This is a genomic window from uncultured Methylobacterium sp. (assembly GCF_964244095.1).
Lineage (GTDB): Bacteria > Pseudomonadota > Alphaproteobacteria > Rhizobiales > Beijerinckiaceae > Methylobacterium.
On record NZ_CAXTHR010000006.1, the window covers coordinates 42,676 to 61,481 of the forward strand.

The 18,806-nt window shown below is 72.7% G+C and carries 18 protein-coding genes; 9 read left to right on the forward strand and 9 right to left on the reverse strand.

Annotation, left to right across the window (positions count from 1 at the left end):
- Positions 1-23 precede the first annotated feature (23 nt).
- Positions 24-1,121 carry a hypothetical protein gene (locus tag ACFE86_RS02110; RefSeq protein ID WP_375453680.1) on the forward strand — a complete coding sequence of 366 codons (1,098 nt, stop codon included), beginning with the start codon at positions 24-26 and terminating at the stop codon, positions 1,119-1,121.
- A 55-nt stretch (positions 1,122-1,176) separates the two neighbouring features.
- Here ACFE86_RS02110 and ACFE86_RS02115 read toward each other — a convergent pair whose 3' ends face one another.
- Positions 1,177-1,395 carry a hypothetical protein gene (locus ACFE86_RS02115; protein WP_375453681.1) on the reverse strand — a complete coding sequence of 73 codons (219 nt, stop codon included), beginning with the start codon at positions 1,393-1,395 and terminating at the stop codon, positions 1,177-1,179.
- Between the two features lie 267 nt (positions 1,396-1,662).
- Between ACFE86_RS02115 and ACFE86_RS02120 the strand changes: the two genes are divergently transcribed.
- Together ACFE86_RS02120 and ACFE86_RS02125 are read left to right on the forward strand one after the other, a co-directional pair.
- Positions 1,663-1,911 carry a hypothetical protein gene (locus ACFE86_RS02120; RefSeq protein WP_375453682.1) on the forward strand — a complete coding sequence of 83 codons (249 nt, stop codon included), beginning with the start codon at positions 1,663-1,665 and terminating at the stop codon, positions 1,909-1,911.
- A gap of 204 nt (positions 1,912-2,115) precedes the next feature.
- Positions 2,116-2,733, forward strand: a complete 618-nt coding sequence (locus tag ACFE86_RS02125) for a hypothetical protein (protein WP_375453683.1) — start codon at positions 2,116-2,118, stop codon at positions 2,731-2,733.
- Positions 2,734-2,737: 4 nt separating this feature from the next.
- Here ACFE86_RS02125 and ACFE86_RS02130 read toward each other — a convergent pair whose 3' ends face one another.
- Positions 2,738-3,421, reverse strand: a complete 684-nt coding sequence (locus ACFE86_RS02130; RefSeq protein ID WP_375453684.1) for a hemolysin III family protein — start codon at positions 3,419-3,421, stop codon at positions 2,738-2,740.
- A 147-nt stretch (positions 3,422-3,568) separates the two neighbouring features.
- On the reverse strand, positions 3,569-4,678 hold the full coding sequence (locus ACFE86_RS02135; protein ID WP_375453685.1) for a COX15/CtaA family protein: 1,110 nt from the start codon (positions 4,676-4,678) through the stop codon (positions 3,569-3,571).
- A 156-nt stretch (positions 4,679-4,834) separates the two neighbouring features.
- Here ACFE86_RS02135 and ACFE86_RS02140 point away from each other — a divergent pair, with 156 nt between their 5' ends.
- Together ACFE86_RS02140 and ACFE86_RS02145 are read left to right on the forward strand one after the other, a co-directional pair.
- Positions 4,835-5,041 carry a DUF2842 domain-containing protein gene (locus ACFE86_RS02140; protein ID WP_375453686.1) on the forward strand — a complete coding sequence of 69 codons (207 nt, stop codon included), beginning with the start codon at positions 4,835-4,837 and terminating at the stop codon, positions 5,039-5,041.
- A gap of 83 nt (positions 5,042-5,124) precedes the next feature.
- Positions 5,125-5,496: a hypothetical protein gene (locus ACFE86_RS02145; protein WP_375453687.1), complete on the forward strand. Its 372-nt coding sequence runs from the start codon at positions 5,125-5,127 to the stop codon at positions 5,494-5,496.
- Between the two features lie 13 nt (positions 5,497-5,509).
- On the opposite strand, the gene ACFE86_RS02150 is transcribed toward ACFE86_RS02145, so the two are convergent.
- Positions 5,510-6,571 carry a polysaccharide deacetylase family protein gene (locus ACFE86_RS02150; RefSeq protein WP_375453688.1) on the reverse strand — a complete coding sequence of 354 codons (1,062 nt, stop codon included), beginning with the start codon at positions 6,569-6,571 and terminating at the stop codon, positions 5,510-5,512.
- A 276-nt stretch (positions 6,572-6,847) separates the two neighbouring features.
- Between ACFE86_RS02150 and ACFE86_RS02155 the strand changes: the two genes are divergently transcribed.
- Positions 6,848-8,050, forward strand: a complete 1,203-nt coding sequence (locus tag ACFE86_RS02155; RefSeq protein ID WP_375453689.1) for a GNAT family N-acetyltransferase — start codon at positions 6,848-6,850, stop codon at positions 8,048-8,050.
- Between the two features lie 55 nt (positions 8,051-8,105).
- Here the strand turns inward: ACFE86_RS02155 and ACFE86_RS02160 are convergent, their stop codons facing one another.
- A complete protein-coding gene (locus tag ACFE86_RS02160; protein ID WP_375453690.1) occupies positions 8,106-10,394 on the reverse strand; it encodes a GumC family protein in 2,289 nt (762 codons plus the stop codon).
- Positions 10,395-10,596: 202 nt separating this feature from the next.
- On the opposite strand from ACFE86_RS02160, the gene ACFE86_RS02165 reads away from it, so the two are divergent.
- The 3 genes from ACFE86_RS02165 to ACFE86_RS02175 all read left to right on the forward strand — a co-directional run bounded on the left by ACFE86_RS02165 (position 10,597) and on the right by ACFE86_RS02175 (position 14,456).
- On the forward strand, positions 10,597-11,205 hold the full coding sequence (locus ACFE86_RS02165) for a polysaccharide biosynthesis/export family protein (RefSeq protein WP_375453691.1): 609 nt from the start codon (positions 10,597-10,599) through the stop codon (positions 11,203-11,205).
- Between the two features lie 335 nt (positions 11,206-11,540).
- Complete coding sequence (locus ACFE86_RS02170; protein ID WP_375453692.1) at positions 11,541-12,743, forward strand: glycosyltransferase family 4 protein; 1,203 nt, start codon at positions 11,541-11,543, stop codon at positions 12,741-12,743.
- A gap of 180 nt (positions 12,744-12,923) precedes the next feature.
- The gene (locus ACFE86_RS02175; RefSeq protein WP_375453693.1) at positions 12,924-14,456 is read left to right on the forward strand and encodes an undecaprenyl-phosphate glucose phosphotransferase; all 1,533 of its coding nucleotides are present in this window, start codon (positions 12,924-12,926) and stop codon (positions 14,454-14,456) included.
- Positions 14,457-14,494: 38 nt separating this feature from the next.
- On the opposite strand, the gene ACFE86_RS02180 is transcribed toward ACFE86_RS02175, so the two are convergent.
- The 4 genes from ACFE86_RS02180 to ACFE86_RS02195 all read right to left on the reverse strand — a co-directional run.
- Positions 14,495-14,851: a hypothetical protein gene (locus tag ACFE86_RS02180; RefSeq protein WP_375453694.1), complete on the reverse strand. Its 357-nt coding sequence runs from the start codon at positions 14,849-14,851 to the stop codon at positions 14,495-14,497.
- Positions 14,852-15,043: 192 nt separating this feature from the next.
- Positions 15,044-17,614: a TonB-dependent receptor domain-containing protein gene (locus tag ACFE86_RS02185; RefSeq protein WP_375453695.1), complete on the reverse strand. Its 2,571-nt coding sequence runs from the start codon at positions 17,612-17,614 to the stop codon at positions 15,044-15,046.
- A gap of 264 nt (positions 17,615-17,878) precedes the next feature.
- A complete protein-coding gene (locus ACFE86_RS02190; protein ID WP_375453696.1) occupies positions 17,879-18,508 on the reverse strand; it encodes a hypothetical protein in 630 nt (209 codons plus the stop codon).
- A partial coding sequence (locus tag ACFE86_RS02195; RefSeq protein ID WP_375453697.1) for an ABC transporter permease occupies positions 18,505-18,806 on the reverse strand: 302 nt, incomplete at its 5' end. The genes ACFE86_RS02195 and ACFE86_RS02190, both read right to left, overlap by 4 nt.

The following is an 18,806-nucleotide window of genomic DNA, read 5'->3' on the forward strand; positions in this document are numbered from 1 at the left end:
CCGATCCCTGCGAGGTTCCCGACGTGCGGACGCTGTTTCCGGCCCGCTTGCCAGCGGCCCTCCTCGCCTTCGCGCCCCTGGCCGGCGCCCTCCCCGCGGCGGCACAAGAGGGCGCCCGCCCGCCCGCGCAGCCTGGTATGGCCGCGACGGCGCCGGCCGCGGCCGGCAGCGGGCGCATCCGGGAGGTGGCCTCGGTCACGGCCGTCGATCCGGCGAGCCTGAAGCCCGGCACGATCCTGTTCACCGATCACCGCGACACCCCGTCGGCGCCGGAGAGCGGCCTGACGCCGTACCTCGACTGGGTGCGCACGAAGCCGGCCGAGGCCGCGGCGCTGGCGCCGTTCCCCGGCTACAGGGAGCCGGACTACACGGTCACCGTGAACGGCGTCGCCAAAGCCCGGCACGAGGCCCTGAAGGTCTACGTGGCGGAAGGCCGCTTCGTGGTGGCGCGTCCGCCCGAGGCGATCGACGTCTCGGCCCTGGCGCGGCTCGGCTTCGTCCAGGCCATGGACCCGGCGATCCGGCACAAGGCGCTCGATCCCGCCGACGCGACGCCGACCAAGGACCCGGCCGCCGCCTTCGCGCGGCGCCCCGACCGGCCGTGGTGCGAGCCCGGCACGGTCTGCATCGAGTCCCGCTACGACCTCGAAGGCAAGCTGCCGCTCGGCGTGAAGCTCGCCAACAAGCTGGAGGAGGGCACCGCCAAGAAGATCGCCGAGTTCGTCGCATTCCAGAGCGAGCTGCGCGCCCTGTCGCCGGAGCGGGCGGCGGCGCTTGCGCCGTTGACCAGGCTCGACACCGAGGTGACCGGCGGGCTGGAGCAGACGATCTTCTGGGTCAACCAGATCCTGCGCTTCGGCAAGTTCCTGGCGGTGCTCCAGCCGCTGCCGGGCGACCCGACCAAGACCGTCGTCACCACCTGGATGGCGCTGGCGATCAAGGCCGACGTGCTCGACCGCAAGGCGGAATACGCCCGCGTGCCGGTGCTGAAGAACCTGCTGCCGGCGCAGGTGCTGATGGGCCATTCGAGCTTCAACACCGGCACCTCGATCAGCGCCGGCCTGCCGACCTACGCCCGCAACCGCATCGCGGCCTTCGCCGACGCGCTGGGCAGACGCTGAGCGATGCGCGGCCGGCGATCCGTCGAAGGAACGGGTCTTCGATCGCCGATAAGCCTCAGAACCCGCGGTTGGCGATGGAGGGGAGCGAGGGCTGCGTATAGGCACGGTTCACGTCGGGGCGGGTCTGGGTGCCGTTGGTGTCGTTCGAGCGCCGGTAGTTGTCGGTGTTGAAGGTCTCCGCCAGGCCGCTGCGGCTGTCGGGGCCGTCGACGCTGTTGCAGGTCGAGAGCCCGCCGAGAAGGGTGGCTGCAAGCACGAGGGAGGTGGGGCGCATCGCGGGTCCTGGGGCGTCTTCGGGGATGGTCTTTGCGGGAAGGCATAGTCTTGCGGCAAGGATCGTCCGGCGGCGAGGTGGTCCGGCTTGCGTGTCCGCGTCAAGGCGAGAGGTGCGACGCCGCCGAAGGTTGCCGACGATGTGATGTCGGCACGCCACGAAAAACTCACCACGGCGTGGCTTGGCCGCCGCGCCGCCGGGCATTCGTGTGGAGGATCGCCGGGCCGCCCCTGGCCAAGTCCCCCGGTTCCGGCGACAAACGACCCGATGAGCAACGTCCTGCCCTTCCGTCCGCGCACGCCCGTGCAGCAACTCGCCCGCTGCGAGGTCGTGGCCGTGGCCGGCGACCTCCTGACGCTGCTGGAACAGCTCGAGGCGGTCGGCGCCCGTGCCGCCGCCATGGGCCGCCCGGCGCTCGAGGTCGAGCGGACGGTGCAGCACCTGCTCGACGCGGTGAGTGCCGTCGAGCGCGCGCTCGACTGCATCGGCGAGGGCGAGCAGGCCGCGCCGGCCTGAGCGCGCCAGCGCCCGTCTTGGGTGCGCCGTCCGATGACGGGGTCCGATCGACGCGAGAGCCGGTCTTCGCGCCGCCGCGGCCGGTGGCCGATCTCGCGATTGCGGGAACTGTCCCGCTTGACCTTCCGTTAACCGATGGATGCGGTGCCACGGGCCCCGCGGAACCCGTCCGCGCGCAGCGAAAACCCCCTCGGAAGGACGACCATGCCGTTCCGGAACCGCCACGCCCGCGCCGCCCTGGTCGCCGGCGGCCTCCTCGCCGGCACCGTCATGTCCGCGCAGGCGGCCGAGTTGGGGTTCTTCGAAGCGTTGTTCGGCGGCGGCCGGCCCGCAGCGCAGGCGGTGCAGCCGAGCCAGTCCGCCTACGACGGCGGCGCGTATCGCCGGCACGGCCGCCGGGCCTCCCGCCAGCACGTGCGGACCCGCTACGCCGCCCTGCCTGGCGCGGAGCCGTTGAAGGTGCGCATCACCGATCGTCAGACGCCGCTCGACATGAAGGCCGGCCCGGTCGCCGCCCTGATGAAGGACGAGACCCTGCGGCCCGGCGACATCGTCGTCCTGAACACCGGCGCCCGGGTCTTCACCGGCGACCCCGACACGGCTCATACGCTGCGCGATTTCGTGCCGGTCGAGCGGTCCGGCTACGTCGATCGCAGCACCCGCAGGCAACTCGCCGCGCTGATGGCGCCGCCCGCCGCCCTCCCCGCCGATCAGGCTCGCAGGTTCGTGGAGACGCTGAAGAGCACGCCGCGGACGCCCGCCGCCCTGGCCCCGCAGCAGGCCGCCATGCGGGTCGTCAGCCCCTGGATCGTCGCCCCGTAGGCAATCAGGCCACCGCGGCACCCGTGAGGCTCGCCCAGACCGTTCCGTAGTGGCAGGCTGCGGCCGCGAGCACGAAGGCGTGCCAGATCGCGTTCTGGAACGGGAGCCCACGCCAGACGTGGAAGACCACCCCGACCGAGTACAGCACCCCGCCGGCCGCCAGCAGCCACAGGGCCGTCGGCTGCAGCGCCGCGATCACCGACTCGTAGGCGAACAGCCCGCTCCACCCGAGCAGCAGGTAGAGCCCGATCGATACCCGGTCGAAGCGGCCCGGCAGCAGCAGCTTCACGGCGATGCCGATGCCGGCCACGATCCAGATGAAGGCCAGCAAGCCCCAGGCGACCGGCCCGGTGCCGACCAGGGCGACGAGCGGCGTGTAGGTGCCCGCGATCATCAGGTAGATCAGCGCGTGGTCGGCGCGGCGCAGGAGCCACTTGCGCGGGCTCACCGGACAGAGGTTGTAGGTCGCCGACACGGCGAGCATCGCGACCAGGGCCATGGCGTAGACCGCCACGGCGACGCGCTCGCCCCAGCCGAGATGCCCGGTCAGCGCCGTTGCCACCAGGGCGACCGCCCCGGCGAGGCCGAGGAGGACGCCGAGGCCGTGCACCACGCCGTCGGCGAAGACCTCCCGCGGCGTATAGTGCCAGGTCAGGGACAGCGGTCGCCCGTCTTCCGCCAGGGACATCACGGCCTCCTGCAACGTCCGGAGACTAAGCCTTTTCCAGGGCGCCCGTTCCACGGTCGGACTGCGCAGTCATGGCCCGTCCCCGGTTTTTCTTGGGCGGAGCGACGCGTCGTACCGCTCGAAGCGCCGACCGGTGCCCGGTCGGGTTCACGCCCCTCGGCCGGCGAGCCCCTCGAAGCCGAACGGCGCGGGGATCGGGCTCACGGCGCGGGGCGCCTGCGCGAGGCCGCGGCTCAGGCGTGCATGGACGGTCGCAATCGCCAGCACGGCCATCGCCAGCACCTGATGCGCGAGCGCCGCCCAGAGCGGGACGCCAAGAAGCAGCGTCGCGATCCCCAGGGCGCCCTGGGCCAGCGCGAGCCCGGCGACCCCGGCCGCGCGGCGCGCCGCCGGGCTGCCGGGCCGGGCGATGCGCGCGTCGAGCGCGTGCAGGATGGCGACGAGGAGCAGCAGGTAGGCGGAGAGGCGGTGGTCGAGCTGCACCAGGGTCGCGTTGTCGACGAAGTTCTCGATCCAGGGCCTGACCGAGAACAGCGTCGCCGCCGGCGGGATCAGGTCCCCGTCCATGGTCGGCCAGGTGTTGTGGACGAGGCCGGCATGGGAGCCGGCCACCAGCCCGCCGAGGAAGATCTGCACCAGCACCAGCGCCGGCAGGCCGAGCGCCACGGCGCGCAGCCGCGTCGGTACCGGGGCGACGGTGTCGCCGCGCGCGCCGGCCGCGAGCCAGACGAGGCCCGCCAGGATCAGGCTCGCCATGGTCAGGTGCAGGGCGAGCTTGATCGGCGCGACCGCGGTCATGCCGGGCTGAAGGCCCGAGGCCACCATGATCCAGCCGATCGCACCCTGTGCGCCCCCGAGGATTCCGAGCGCCAGCAGGCCGAGGCCGAGCCGCCGGCTCAGCATCCCGCGCCACCAGAACGCGACCAGCGGCAGGAAGAACGCGAGGCCGACGATCCGCCCGAGCAGGCGGTGCCCCCATTCCCAGGCGTAGAGCACCTTGAAGTCGGACAGCCCCAGCCCCTGGTTGAGGATGCGGTATTGCGGCGTGTCGCGGTACTTCCCGAACTCCATCGCCCAGTCGGCGGCCGAGAGCGGCGGCACCACGCCGGTGACCGGGCGCCACTCGGTGATCGACAGGCCGGACCCGGTCAGCCGCGTCGCGCCGCCGACCGCCACCATCGCGACGACGAGGGCGGCGAGCACAAAGAGCCACGCACGGACGGCGCCGGCACGGCGCTGGGAATCGGAAGGGCTCATCGGAGGGGGATCACGCGCTGCGAAACGTCCGAGACGGGTTAGGCAAAGCCGGCGCCCGCGGCAACGCCCGGCTTTGACGCAGGGCGCGCCGGAGCGACGCGTTGCCATCCCCGTGGCCCGGCGCTACCCCCCGCGGACGCTCTCGAGAGGAACCGCATGCGCCGCCGCACCCGCACCCTGATCGGGACGATCGGGATCATGGCCTTCGTCATCGTCTACGCGCCGCTCGCGATGGCGCTGGCCGACAGCCGCATCGCCGAGACCCCCGCCCTGATCCAGACCGTGCTCTACAGCATCCTCGGCATCGCCTGGATCTTCCCGCTGATGCCCGTGATCAAGTGGATGGAGCGGCCCGACCGCTGAGGCGCCCGCGTTTTCGCCGCACTCGGGCGCGACAAGCGGCCACCCCGCGCCGCGCGCCGCCGCACCCCGTCCAGATGCCGTCCATGCCGCACCCGACGCCGCCTGCCGCCCTCGCCGGCCTGCTCCTCCTCGGGCTCGCCGCCGCGGCGCAAGGGACGCCGCGATCGGTCGGCGAATGCGAGCGCCTGAAGAACGACCTCGCCTACAACCAGTGCCTCGCGCTGTTCGGTCCCGCCGCCAAGAACGTCGCCGGCGGCTACGCGGCGGGCGAGACGCCGGCCGCCCCCACCCTCCCCGCGACCGCGGCGGCGACGCCCCGGGCCGAGGAACCGGCCGAGGAGGCGCGCGGCGGCCGGCGCGGGCGCTACCGCGTCCGCCGCGGCCGGCAGAGCGCGGTGTTCACCGCCGGCAGCGGCGAGGGCCGCGCCTACCGGCACCGCCGCCGCCGGCGCTGACGCGCCCGACCCGTCACGCGACGTTGAGCCGCCTGCCCCGGTTCCAGGCCAGGAACGGCACGCCCGAGAGCAGGCCGGCGAGCGCGGCCCGCGACTGGTGGCAGCCGTTGACCGAGACGCGCGGCAGGGCGTGCAGGTGGCCGGCATGGCCGGCAAACAGGTGCCCCGGCCGCGTCGTCACCGCGGTGTCGAAGCCGAAGTCGCGGGCGAGCGCGAATTCCCGCGCGCCCGCCGAGGTCGGGTCGCCGACGGGATAGGACAGGTGCCGCACCGGCCGCGCCAGCTCGGCCGCGAGCCGGTCACGCCCCGCCCCGATCTCGCGGGCGGCGAGGGCCGGGTCGTGCTTGGCCAGCATCGGATGGCTCTTCGTGTGCGCGCCGAAGGTGACCGCCGGGTCGGTGCCCAGCGCCCGCAGGTCGTCCCACGACAGGCAGAGCTCCGTCGCCGCCGCGCCCGCCGCGAAGCCGGCTTCCGCGCAGAGCGCCGCGATCCGGTCGAGGAGCCGCGCCTCCGATCCGCCGCGCAGGTCGCGATAGACCGCCTCGAAGGCCAGGCTCTTCTCCTGCGGGCTGCGCGCCGGCAGGTCGACGCTGCGGTCGCCGATGGCGACGCGGACGCGGTCGAGCCGGCCGATCGCCCGCTCCAGCTCGATCCACCACAGCCGGCCGTGCCCGTCGGCGAAGTCGCCGGTGACGAACAGCGTCCACGGCGCACTGTAACGGCGCAGCACCGGGGCCGCGTGCACGACGTTGTCGCGGTAGCCGTCGTCGAAGGTCAGCACCGCGAAGGGCGGCCGGTCGCGCGCGGCCATGAGGCGCTCGGGCACCGCGTCGAGGCCGACGATCTCGAAGCCGCGGGCGTGGAGTTCGCGCAGCGTGGCGTCGAGGAAGTCCGGCGTGATCGAGAGCAGGCGGTTCGGCGCGTAACCGGCCGGCGCCTCCGGGCCGACATGGTGGAACGTCAGGATCACCCCGAGACCGCGGGCGGCCGGCGCCAGCCAGCGGTCGGCGCCGGTGGCCGAGACTGCCCGGAACCCGGCCTCGAACAGCCGGTGACGGTTTCGGGAGGACAGCATGGCACCGCCTCGGCGCGTGAAGGGCGGCGTCAGCCTTCCGGGTTCGGCGTAAACAAAGGCTGAGGTTCCGGGGCTGCGGTTGCGGCTCGGCGCCCGACGGAGCGTGGTGAACGCGCCGGGCGCCGCGGCAACGTTCCGTTATCCACGCCCGCGCTTGCCCGGCGGCGGCGCCGTGATCGCGCCGCGCCGTACACCGCGGCTTAAACGCCCACGCCCAGAACGGGACGGGCTCGGGTGCGCGGCTTCGTGCGGCGGCCCGGCGGACGGGGATGTGTCATGACGGTTCTCGCGCAGGGTCCGATGGGCCGGGATCTCACGGGAGCGACCATGGCCCGCGCGCGGGTTGCCGGCGGCCTGACGGCCGAGGTGTTCTCCGACCTCGACGCGGTCGAGGCCCTGTGGCGGGGGCTCGAGGCCGATCCCGGCTGCCTCGCGACGCCCTACCAGCGATTCGACTGGGTCCGCGCCTACCAGCGGGCGAAGGGCGCGCCGGAGGCGCTGCGGATCGTGGTGCTGCGCGACCACGCCGGCCGGCCGCGCATCCTGATGCCGCTCACCGTCGCCCGCACGCGCGGCGTCGCGATCGCCAGGATGCTGGGCGGCGACCACGCCAACTACCACCTGCCGCTGTTCTCCGGCCGTGACGCGGCGGCTGTGCCGGTGGAGGACGTGACCGCGGCGCTCGTGGCGATCGGGCGCTCGGCCGGCATCGACGTCTACGCGCTCAGCCACCAGCCACGGACCTGGGACGGGGCGGTCAACCCGCTGGCGCTCGTGGGCGAGCCCGCGCCGAGCGACGGCTACGGCCTGATGCTCGGGCCCGATCCGGAGGCGACGGTCCGCCGCGCCTTCAGCGCGGATGCGCGCAAGAAGCTGCGCTCGAAGGAGAAGCGCCTCGTCGAGGCCCATGGGGCGATCGCCTACCGGCAGGCCGGGACGCGCGCGGAAGCCGAGCGGTTCCTGGCCGCCTTCCATGCGCAGAAGGCGGCGCGCTTTGCCGCGATGGGCATCGGCGACCCCTACGCCGACCCGGCGATCCGCAGCTTCCTCGCCGCCGCAGCCGCGGGCGAGCGGCCGGCGATGGAGGTCCACGCCCTGGTGCTCGCCGCGGGCGGCCGGGTGCTCGCGGTCTTCGGCGGCGCCGTCGACGCAGGCCGCTACAGCGGCATGATGACGGCCTTCGACGCCGATCCGGACATCGCCCGCTTCAGCCCCGGCGACCTGCTGCTCCACCACCTCGTGCGCGAGCAGACCGCGCGCGGCCGCCGCGCCTTCGATCTCGGCGTCGGCGAGGCGCGCTACAAGGCGAGCATCTGCGACGAGACCATCCCGCTCGTCGACGTGGTGCTGCCGGTGACGCTGCGCGGCCACGCCTACGGCCTGATCGCGACGCGGCTCACCCGGCTGAAGCGCCGGATCAAGCGCGACCCGCGCCTGTACGACCTGGTTCGGCGGGTGCGGCGGCTGAAGGCGGGCTGAGGTTTTTGCGGAGGGTCGGCCGCGGAACGCGCAAACGTCTGCGCGACCCGCCCGATCAGGCCGCCGACAGCCGGAGCGGCATCGGCTCGGGGCGGGCGATGCGTGCCTCGGCGGGGCGGTCCTGGGCGACCAGGACCTGGCCGGCGCCGGAATCCTCGGCCATCGCGAACAGGTCGCCGAGGTCGGGGTCGTCGATGGCCGCGTTCGAGGCGATGACGACGGTGTCCATCAGCGCGCCGAGCGCGCCGAGCAGATCGCGCGCGCCGGGCTCGGCGTGCAGGCGGCAGATCACCCAGTCGTAGGCCTCGGCCATCGCCTCGACGGCGATCGCCACCGCATCCGGCTCCTCGAACAGCACCTCGGTCTCGAGGTAGCCTGTGGCGATCCGGTGCAGCCTGGAGCCGGGCTCCGCCTGGATCACGTCGAGGAAGGCGGCTTGGCCCGCGACGAGGTCGGTCAGCCCCGGCGCGTCGATGCCGGAGGCCGGGCCGTTCAGGTCGAGGCCGAGCGTCGCGGCGCGGGCCGAGAGCGCCGCCTCAAGGGCGGCCGCGAGGCGCGGCCCCTCCGGTGCCGGCCGGCCGGCCTGCCGCGTCTCGACCACGAGGAGCGTGCGTCCGCTGCCCGTCCGCGGGGCGGCCTCGATGCGGGCGATCAGCGGCGCGAGGTCGAAGGGCGCGGCCGGCTGCGGGAACGGGTGCAGCGTGGCGGGCGCCGCCTGCGGGGCCGTCGCCGGCTCCGGCATCGCGCGGGTCGCGTCCTCCGCCACCGCCTCGGCGGCGGGTCCGGCTTCGGCCGCGGCCCAGCGCGCGGGCGGGGCGGCCTCGGGGAAGGCGAAGCGGTCGGGCCGCACGGCCGGGGCGTGCGCCTCGGCCGGCTCTGCCACCTCGTCCTCGCGCGCCAGCGGCGCGCGGCCGCCGGGATCGGACAGGAGCTGGCGGGCGATGACCGCGCCGGCCGAGACCATCAGCGTCAGCAGGGTGGCGAAGGCGACGATCGGGAGCTTCTTGGGAAACGACGGGAGCTCCGGCGTCACCGCCCGCGAGATGATGCGCGCATCGGCCGGCGTCGCGCTCTCGCCGTCGCGGGCCGAGGCCTCGCGGTAGCGCGAGAGGTAGGATTCGAGCTGCTCGCGATGGACCCGCGCCTCGCGCTCCAGGGCGCGAAGCTGGATCTCGCTGGAATTGCCTTTCACCACGACGTCGCGCTGGCCGTCGACGGCCGCCTGCAGGCTCTCGACGCGGGAGGCCGCGATCTTAGCGTCGTTCTCCAGCGTCCGGCCGACGCGCTCGGCCGAGGCCTTGATCTGGGCGTCGAGGTCGGCGAGTTGCGCGGTCAGTTCCTTGATGCGGGGGTGCGCCGGGAGCAGCGTGCGTGCTTCGAGGGCAAGCTGGGCACGCACCGTGATGCGGTTCTCCACCGTGCGCCGGATCACCTCGTTGTTGGCGACATCCGGGATCTCGAAGGCGCGCCCGTCCTTGATCATCTCCTTGACGGCCTTCGCCCGGCCGGCCAGATCCGCCTTGAGGATGCGGGCCTGCGAGAGCTGGGTGGAGAGCTCGCCGAGCTGCTGCGCGTTCAGCGGCTGCCCGGTCGAGCCGGTGGCGCCGACGAGCCCGTTGCCGGCCCGGTAGGCCTCGACCCGCGCCTCGGCCTCCGCGACGCGCTTGCGCAGGGAGTCGATGTTGCCCCCGAGCCAGGTCGAGGCGTAGCGGGCGGTGTCGACCTTGGCGGCCTCCAGCGCGGCGATGTAGAGTTCGGACACCGTGTTGGCGCCCCGGGCCGCGAGGTCCGCGTCCTTTGAGCGGAACTCGACCGAGAGGATGCGCGACTTGCCCGCCGGAAACACCAGCAGGCGCTCGAAATAGGCTTCCAGCACCCGATCCTCGGCCGGACGGTCGAGGGGGTTGGCGGCCAGCCCCAGCAGCATCAGCGTGCGCTGCACCGGGCCGATCGTGCCGGCGCCGGGGTCGAATTCCGGGTTTCCGACGAGCTTCAGCCGGCGGATCGCCTCGCGGGCCAGATCGCGCGACATCATCACCTGAACCTGGCTCGCCACCGCCTGCTCGTCGATCGGCAGAGCCTGCTCGGCCCGCTCCTGCACTGTCCGGGTGAAGGCTGCCTCGCGGCTCTCCAGCAGCAGCTTCGCCTCGCCGGTGTAGCGCGGCGACACCACCTGGACGAACACCGCCGAGAGCCCGGCGGCGACGAGCGTCGGCACGGCGATCCAGATCCAGGACCGGCGCAGCAGCGACGGCACCTGGGCGAGGCTCAGGCCGTCGGCCGGCCGTTCCGCGACCGGCGGCCGGTCGGCATGGGCTGTCGCGCGCGGGACGATACGGGACATGGCTCGATACTCTTCGCACGATCTTTTCGCGATGCCGGGCCGATGGTGGGCCGGGCACCCGGACGTCCCTGCAGTAGAACCCGTTAAGGTTGCTTGAGGGTTAAGGGCGGCGCCGGCGCGACCTGCCCGTTTCGGAACGTCAGCATTCCTTAACCCTAACGTTTTACCGACCGGTCATCAGGCAATCACGACGGCTGTGGTGATGAACCGACGCGCACTCCTCCTCGCCCTATCCGCCAGCCTCGCGCTGGGGGGCTGCCTGCGGCCGGACTTCCGGACCGACCAGCTCGACGCCACCGGCACCGGCTCGATCGGCGCGCGCTACACGCTCTCGGCGGGCGACCGCCTGCGCGTGATCGTGTTCGGGCAGGACAACCTGTCGAACATCTACGCCGTCGACGGCGGCGGCCGCATCGCGATGCCGCTGATCGGCGTCGTCGCGATCGGCGGCCAGACCACGGGGCAGGCCGCGCGCACCATCGAGGGCAAGCTCGCGGCGGGCTACGTGCGCGAGCCGCACGTCACCGTCGAGGTCGATGCCTACCGCCCGTTCTACATCCTGGGCGAGGTCACCACCTCGGGCCAGTACCCCTACGTCAGCGGCATGACGGTCGAGACCGCGGTCGCGATCGCCGCCGGCTTCGGGCCGCGGGCGGCGCGCGACTACGCCGTGCTCACCCGCGAGGGCAAGGGCCAGGGCCTCGGGCCGACGGGCGAGCCGGGCCGCGACAGGCTCGTCTCGGGGATCGTGCCGATGACCTATCCCGTGCGTCCCGGCGACACCATCGTCGTCAAGGAGCGGTTCTTCTAAGCATCATTGCGCGAAGTGGCAGCCGGTTCGCGCGAAAAAATGATGCGACATCGAAGAGATCGAATCAGGCATTCGTGGGGCGGCCCACGAATGCCTGCTTAGAGCATTCGAGTGGTCGCATTTTCTTCACGCGAGCCGGTATCCACCTGGCTGGAAAATGCTCCAAGGCGCGCGGCATCGCGGACGCCCGCGTTAGCCGGACGTTGACCGTCATCGCCGAAACGCAGGACCCGTCCGATCACGCGGTCCGCCGGCCTCCGCGCGCTTAACCGGGTGGACATCGCCGGCATGGGACAACCTCCGGGCCGGCCGAGCGCCGCCTGGAGACGTCCGCCGTGGTCCCGTCCGTCAGCCCCGCCGACACCATTTCCCACCGCATCCTGCACGTCTTCCGCGCGCCCGTGGGCGGGCTGTTCCGGCACGTGGTCGACCTCGCCCGGCTGCAGGCCGCCGCGGGCCACGCGGTCGGGATCGTCTGCGATGCGACGACCGGAGGCGAACGTGCCGTCCAGGCGCTCTCCGACCTCGCGCCCTGCCTCGCGCTCGGCGTCACGCGGATCGCGATGCGGCGCAACCCGCACCTCTCCGACCTCGCCTGCCTGCGCGCGGTGGCAGCCCGCGCCGATGCGGTCGCGGCGGACGTGCTGCACGGGCACGGCGCCAAGGGCGGCGTCTACGCCCGCCTCGCGCCGGCGGCCGCCGGCCGGCCGATGATCCGCGCCTACACCCCGCACGGCGGCAGCTACAACTACCGGCCCGGCACCCTGCTGCACCGGCTCTACATGGGCGCCGAGGGCATCCTGGCGCGCCGCACCGACGTGTTCCTGTTCGAGAGCGAGTACGTCGCCGGGCGCCACCGCGCCTATGTCGGCAGCCATGGCCGCGTCGGCCGCATCGTCCACAACGGCCTGAGCGAGGCCGAATTCGCCCCCGTGACGCCGTCCGCCGATCCGTTCGAGCTGCTCTATGTCGGCGAATTGCGCGAGGCCAAGGGCCTGCCGGTCCTGCTCCAGGCGCTGGCGCGGCTGCGCGCGGAAGGGCGCGAGGTCCGGCTGCTGATGGTCGGCTCCGGCCCGGATGCCGGCCTGCTCCAGGCCTCGGCCGAGGCGCTCGGGCTCGCCGGCGCGATCGCCTTCGAGCCGGCCCAGGCGATCCGCCCGGTGCTCGCCCGCGGGCGCATCATGGTGGTGCCGTCGTTTGCCGAGTCCCTCCCCTACGTCGTGCTCGAGGCCGCGGCCGCCGCGCAGCCGATGGTCGCGACCGACGTCGGCGGCATTCCCGAGATCTTCGGGGATGCCGCCGGCGACCTCGTCCCGGCCCGCGACCCGGTCGCGCTCCAGCACGCCATCGCCCGCGTCCTCGACGAGGCGCCCGAGCGCCGCAGGGCCCGCTTCCAGGCGCTCAGCGACTCCGTACGCCAACGCTTCTCGATGGAGCGGATGGGTGCCGACGTGCTCTCGGGCTACGCCGCCGCCTTCCGCGCGCGCGCCGGCCGCCCCGCGCTGCCGGCCGAGCCCGGACGGGTCGAGCCGGCCTGAAGCCGCTCGAACCCGCCCTGCGCTGCGTCGCGCGAACGTGATCCGGTCCTTTGCGGCCAGACCTTTGCGGTCAAGCGGAGAAGCACCGCCGCGGCGGCCGCTCCTTAAGCATTCCGATAGCCAGTCTTGCGACATTCGCGGCGACCGGGATTAGGCCGCAAGACGGCGGGGATGCGACCGATGAGTGCCTTCGACGTCCGTGAGCTCCTCGAGGTGGCCGGACGCGGCGAGACCGTGGCCGCGGGCCGCGCCGAGCCCGGGGCGGCCTCCGTACCGCTCGCCGAGACGGTGGTGTCGCTGCCCGCCAAGGCGATCTCGCCGGTGGTGATCGCCGGCCTCGTCCGCGCGGCCGAGTTCGCCCTGATCGTCGGCCTGGGCGCGGGCCTGCACCTGCTCCTGCTGCGCGGCGTGGTTCCCTTCGGGCTCACCTACGCGGGCGCCGTCGCGGGGGTCGCCGCGCTCGCGCTCGCGGCGTTCCAGGCCGCCGGGACCTACCGGATCGGCGCCTTCCGCGCGTTCTTCAAGAGCGCGATCAAGCTTTCCGCCGGGTGGACGCTGGCGTTCCTCGTCGTCGCGGCCGCCCTGGTGTTCGCCAAGGTCGCCGACCATTATTCCCGCCTGTGGCTCGGCGCCTACTTCGCCAGCGGCCTGGGGCTGCTCCTCATCGGCCGCTTCGCGCTGGCCGTCGTGATCGGGGCCCAGACGCGCAAGGGCCGGTTCGACCGGCGCACCGCCATCGTCGGCGGCGGCAGCGCCGGCGAGGAACTGATCGCGGCGCTCGAGACCCAGGGCGACAGCGGCATCCGCATCGTCGGCGTGTTCGACGACCGCAACGACGACCGCTCGTCCGACGTCGTCGCCGGCCACCCCAAGCTCGGCACCGTCAGCGACCTCGTGGCCTATGCCCGCCACACCCGGCTCGACCTGATCGTGTTCACGATCCCGATCACGGCGGAAGCGCGCATCCTGGAGATGCTGGCCAAGCTCTGGGTGCTGCCGATCGACATCCGCCTCTCGGCCCACGCGACCAAGCTTCGGCTTCGCCCGCGCAGCTACTCCTATCTCGGCTCCGTGCCGGTGCTCGACGTGTTCGACCGGCCGATCGCCGACTGGGACGTGGTGATGAAGACGGTGTTCGACCGCTGCGTCGGGATGCTGATGCTGGTCGCGCTCGCGCCGGTGATGCTCGGCGTGGCGGCGGCCGTGATGCTCACCTCGCGCGGGCCGGTGCTGTTCCGGCAGAAGCGCCACGGCTTCAACAACGAGCTGATCGAGGTGTTCAAGTTCCGCTCGATGTACGTCGATGCCTGCGACGCGGGCGCCGCGAAGATGGTGACCCGGGGCGACCCGCGCGTGACGCCGGTCGGGCGCTTCATCCGCAAGACCTCGCTCGACGAGCTGCCGCAGCTCTTCAACGTGATCAAGGGCGACCTGTCGCTGGTCGGCCCGCGCCCCCACGCCCTCCAGGCCAAGGCCGCCAACACCCTCTACGACCAGGTCGTCGACGGCTACTTCGCCCGCCACAAGGTCAAGCCCGGCATCACCGGCTGGGCGCAGGTCAACGGCTGGCGCGGCGAGACCGACACGAGCGAGAAGCTCCAGCGCCGGGTCGAGCACGACTTGTACTACATCGAGAACTGGTCGGTGCTGTTCGACCTCCAGATCCTGCTGATGACGCCGTTCGCCCTGTTCAAGACCGAGAACGCCTACTGATCGCCGACGGCGCGGGCATCTCGGAACGGAGAGCGAGGCTACGGCAGCGCGCCGGCCTTCTCCTTGGCCTTCATGATCGTGTCGCGGCAGGGGTCCGCCTTGCCGGCGGCGTCCTCGGCGCGGGCCTTCTCGACGAGGTCGCGGGCCGATTGCACGCCGGCGGCGGTGGAGGTCGTCGCCGGGTCGCTGGGCTTGCCCGCGGGCGGCGCGGCGAGCGCCTTGTCGGAATGGGAGGCGGTCGCGCCGCCCGGCGGCTCCTTGCCGACGACCTTGGCGGCGCCGGCGCTGTCGAGGCGCTTCTCCAGCGTCGTGATCTCCTCCGCGCAGGAGCCGGCGAGCGCGGGTGCCACCGAGGCGAGGAGGAGGGCGGCCGAGAGGGCGTGGGCAACGCGCATGACATCTCTCCTTGCGGCGGTCGCGAGCGGCGCGGGTCGCGCATCGCGACGTCTGTTCCGGAGGACGCGCCGGGGCGCGGCCCCGTTCCGGTGGCGTGAGGCCGCAGGCCGGTCCCAGCTCAGGTGCCTCGGCGCATGCGAAAAGGGGCGCGGACCTCGAGGGTCCGCGCCCCCTCCCCCGGTCTGGGCGCGTCAGTATTTGCGGATGACTGGCTCGGGCATCGGCGCCGGGGCCTCGCCGAAGGCGTAGCGCAGGCCGCCGTAGATCGAGAGCGGCTGCGCCAGGGTGGTGGTGCGGGGATCGTTGATGGTGAGGTTGCCCACGACGTTGCCGCGCTCGGCGAAGGTGCCGAAGTTGGCGTAGCGGTTGTTGGTCAGGTTGGTGATCAGGCCGAAGACCTGAAGGTTCGGCGTGACCTGATAGCTCGTGTTCAGGCCGAGCACGTAATAGGCCGGCAGCTTCGGGTTCAGGTTCGCCTCGTCGCCGCGATAATAGGCCGAGGAGAAGGCCTGGAGGTTCATGCCGAAGCGCCAGCCGGGCAGGACGAGGACGTCGAAGCCGACCTTGACCTGGTGGTCGGGGATCAGCGGCACCCGGTTGCCGCGGCGCACGGCGATGGCGCCGTCGTCGGCGAGCGGGTTGTTGGGCGAGGACAGGGTCCCGTCGAACCGGAAGGTCGCGTCGATCAGCGCGTAGTTGGCGTAGACCGAGAGGTCGCCGCTTGTGTACTCGGCCCCGACCTCGACGCCCTGGCGTCGCGTGGCCGGCACGTTGACGAAGTAGCCCCGCGCCGCGTTGCCGGGGGTCGCGAGCTGGATGATGTCGTCGGCGAGATCCGTGCGGAAGGCGCCGACCTTGTAGGTCACGAGGCCGCCGTCGTAAAAGTTCGGCAGTTGGCCGCGGATGCCGGCCTCGTAGGTCCGGCCGGTGACCTGCTTGAGCTTCGGGTCGGCCACCAGCGAGTTCGGCAGCAGGCAGGGCCGGTCCGGGTTGGAGCAGGCGATCTCCAGCGGCGTCGGGGCGCGGTTGGATTCCGAGTAGCCGCCGTAGAGCGAGAGCCCCGGCGCGAAGCGGTAGGTCAGGCCGGCCACCGGGTTGATCTTGTTGTAGTAATAGGTGCCGTTCACGTCGGGCGAGAAGCCGGTCTGGTCCGTCGTGGTGATGCGGGCGAAGTTGAGCCGCGCCCCGGCGGTGAGCGAGAGCGCGTCGGTCACGTCGAGCGTGTCGGTGGCGTAGAGGCCGAGGTAGAGGTTCGAGCCGAGCACGTTCGAGGGCGCGATGCCGAGGGCGGCCAGCGTGCGCAACTGCGTCGTGCCGAGGCCGGGGATCGTGCCGTAATAGGGGTTGTTCGGATCGGTGGTGACGGAGAGGTCCGGGTTGATGACGCCGAGCGTGCTCGACGACTTGAAGGTGAAGTCGGCCGCATCCACGCTGCCGCCGACGACGAAGCTGTTCCCGAGGCCGAACACCCGGTCGCGGTTGGCCGCCTGGAGCGAGCCGCCGTAGCCGGTGGCCTCGGTCCGGGTCACGTCGAGCGTGCCGTAGGGCACGTTCGGCGTGAACGGGAGGCCGGGGGCGTTGACGCCCCGCCCGAGGATCAGGAACTGGTCGCGGAACTGCGCCTGCGTCTGGTTGGGCCCGCGCGCGAAGCCGTCGTCCTCGAAGCAGAGGCGGCGGGGCGTGAAGAAGCTGCCCTGCCGGTTGCAGCCCTCGAAGTTGCCGTCGTTGCCGTCGACGTAGGTGTTGCTGAAGCGGCGAACATAGGCGTTGCCGGCCAGATCCCAGGTCGGCGAGAGGTCGACCCGGCCGGTCACCTGCACGGTGCCCATCTCGGTCAGCGTGGTCTGCGGGTAGGTGAAGATCGCCCGCTCGTCGTTGCGCGTGAAGTCGACCGGGGCCGCCGCCGCCGCGCCGAAGAACGTGCGGGCGAGGCTGCCGATCAGGTGGAACTCGGAATCGAGCGTCCGATAGCCGAGGTCCGCGTAGAGCCGGCCGATCGTGCTCGGGCTCTCATAGCGCCAGCCGCGGTCGTTGAGGCCGTCGCCGTTGACGTAGAAGCTCCAGGGGCCGATCACCTTGCCGTATTCGAGGCCGCCGGCGATGCGCCCGTCCGAGCCGCCGAGCGCGGTGACCTCGGCGCCCTGCCACGTGAAGCCGTTCTTCATCTGGATGTTGACCGCGCCGCCGAGCGCGTTCAGCCCGAACACCGGGTTGCCGGTGACGACGTCGATGCGCTGGATCGCCGAGGGCGGGATCAGGTCGAACTGGACCGTGTCGCCGAACGCCTCGTTGATGCGCACGCCGTTCTGGTAGACGGCCAGGCCCTGCGGCACGCCCTGCACCGGCGAGGCGGTGAAGCCGCGGTAGGTCACGTCGGTGCGGTTGGAATTGCCCTGCGAGTCCGAGAGGTTGAGGCCGGGCGTGCGCCGCGCCAGCGTCGCCACCGCGCTGAACGTGCCGCGGTCGATGTCGAGGTCGGCGGCCGTCACCGTCTCGACGGTGCCCGGGATCTTGTCGAGCGGCTGCGCGCCGCCGCGCAGCCGCGGGAGCGCCGCGGCGGAGAGCGGGGCAGCGCCGGGCGACACGACCGGCGTCGCGCCGAGCGGCGGGGCGGCCCGCGCCGTGCCCGAACCCGATCCGCCGACCGGCGTGGTGGCCACGACGCTGATCTCCGACAGCGTCACCGAACTCTGCGCGTGGGCCGTGCACGGCAGCAGAGCCACCGACGCGATCAGGCCTGCGCGAACCGCCCGCATCGTCATGTCCCCTGCCCCCGTGCCGTCGAACGCCGCGCCCCCCGTTCGGCGGGGGCTTGGGGCACAGTCATGCAAGGGGGGCCGGGCTCGGACAACCGCGCGCGCGCGCCGTCCCGGCCGAAATCCGCCGCTCCGCGCCGAAACGAGACGCGCGTTGTCCGGCGGCAACAGATTTCTCGCGTTTCGTCAAGGACTTAGGGAGGTTTCGGCAATCCCTGCCGGGAGGATCAGGCAATGCTGCGCTGCGGGGATCCAGGCCCGGACCGCGCGTCAGAGCCGCGCCTGGATCTTCCGCGCGAGTTCGCCGAGCCGCTGCTCCAGCAGTTGCGGCACCTCGCAGACATAGGTCAGCGACTGGCTGCGCTCCTGGAAGATGCGCCGGTCCCAGGCGAATTTCGTCTCGGCCTCGGATTGTTCCTTGGAGACCTCGCGGGCGTCGGCGGCGCTCGGCCCGTCCTTGGTCTGGCTGATGGCGTCGGCCTCCTCGCGGATGCGCTCGGCCATGCGGCGCTGCCCCTGGGCGTAGCGCGCGATCCCGTTCATCACCTTGGCGCGCTCGCCGTTCAGCACCTCGAACACGCCGGCATAGACGCGCGTCAGGCCCCTGGCCCTGTCGGCGGGCGCCACCTTGGCGGCGTAGGCGTCGATCAGCGGATCGACCTCGGCGAGTTCGGTGCGGCGCGACGCGATCTTCTGCGCCAGCACCGCCGCGTCGCCGTCGTCGCCCCAGGGGCCGGCGGCCTCGACGTCGGGCCCGGTCCAGAACTGGCCCGCGCTCAGGCTGGTGACCTTGCGCTGGACGCAGGGCCAGTCGGGATCGCTGCGGGGCTGGGCGAGCGCAGGGCCGCATGCGACCGCGAGGGCGAGGGCGAGCATGGTCGGGCGGAACGGGATCGTCATGCGGGGTCTCCGGCCGGGCCTCCACGGCGGGCTATGATGCCGCGGCCGGGATCGTAGGCGACGGCGGCGAGGGTGAAGAAGGCCAGCGTCGTGCCGACGACGACGGCGCAGGCCGTCGCCGCGAACTGCCCGTAGAGGGCGAAGCGCACGAGCTGGACCGCGTGGGTGAAGGGGTTGGCCTGGCAGAGCCAGTACAGCGTCTCGGAGGATTCGCGGATGCGCCACAGCGGGTAGAGGGCGGAGGAGGCGAAGAACATCGGGAAGATCACGAAGTTCATCACGCTGGCGAAGTTCTCGA

Bases quoted from the DNA above. Each gene is read 5' to 3' on its own strand.
- ACFE86_RS02115 (WP_375453681.1), bottom strand. From the start codon at position 1,395: ATGCGCCCCACCTCCCTCGTGCTTGCAGCCACCCTTCTCGGCGGGCTC.
- ACFE86_RS02120 (WP_375453682.1), top strand. From the start codon at position 1,663: ATGAGCAACGTCCTGCCCTTCCGTCCGCGCACGCCCGTGCAGCAACTC.
- ACFE86_RS02125 (WP_375453683.1), top strand. From the start codon at position 2,116: ATGCCGTTCCGGAACCGCCACGCCCGCGCCGCCCTGGTCGCCGGCGGC.
- ACFE86_RS02130 (WP_375453684.1), bottom strand. From the start codon at position 3,421: ATGTCCCTGGCGGAAGACGGGCGACCGCTGTCCCTGACCTGGCACTAT.
- ACFE86_RS02135 (WP_375453685.1), bottom strand. From the start codon at position 4,678: ATGAGCCCTTCCGATTCCCAGCGCCGTGCCGGCGCCGTCCGTGCGTGG.
- ACFE86_RS02140 (WP_375453686.1), top strand. From the start codon at position 4,835: ATGCGCCGCCGCACCCGCACCCTGATCGGGACGATCGGGATCATGGCC.
- ACFE86_RS02145 (WP_375453687.1), top strand. From the start codon at position 5,125: ATGCCGCACCCGACGCCGCCTGCCGCCCTCGCCGGCCTGCTCCTCCTC.
- ACFE86_RS02150 (WP_375453688.1), bottom strand. From the start codon at position 6,571: ATGCTGTCCTCCCGAAACCGTCACCGGCTGTTCGAGGCCGGGTTCCGG.
- ACFE86_RS02155 (WP_375453689.1), top strand. From the start codon at position 6,848: ATGACGGTTCTCGCGCAGGGTCCGATGGGCCGGGATCTCACGGGAGCG.
- ACFE86_RS02160 (WP_375453690.1), bottom strand. From the start codon at position 10,394: ATGTCCCGTATCGTCCCGCGCGCGACAGCCCATGCCGACCGGCCGCCG.
- ACFE86_RS02165 (WP_375453691.1), top strand. From the start codon at position 10,597: ATGAACCGACGCGCACTCCTCCTCGCCCTATCCGCCAGCCTCGCGCTG.
- ACFE86_RS02175 (WP_375453693.1), top strand. From the start codon at position 12,924: ATGAGTGCCTTCGACGTCCGTGAGCTCCTCGAGGTGGCCGGACGCGGC.
- ACFE86_RS02180 (WP_375453694.1), bottom strand. From the start codon at position 14,851: ATGCGCGTTGCCCACGCCCTCTCGGCCGCCCTCCTCCTCGCCTCGGTG.
- ACFE86_RS02185 (WP_375453695.1), bottom strand. From the start codon at position 17,614: ATGACGATGCGGGCGGTTCGCGCAGGCCTGATCGCGTCGGTGGCTCTG.
- ACFE86_RS02190 (WP_375453696.1), bottom strand. From the start codon at position 18,508: ATGACGATCCCGTTCCGCCCGACCATGCTCGCCCTCGCCCTCGCGGTC.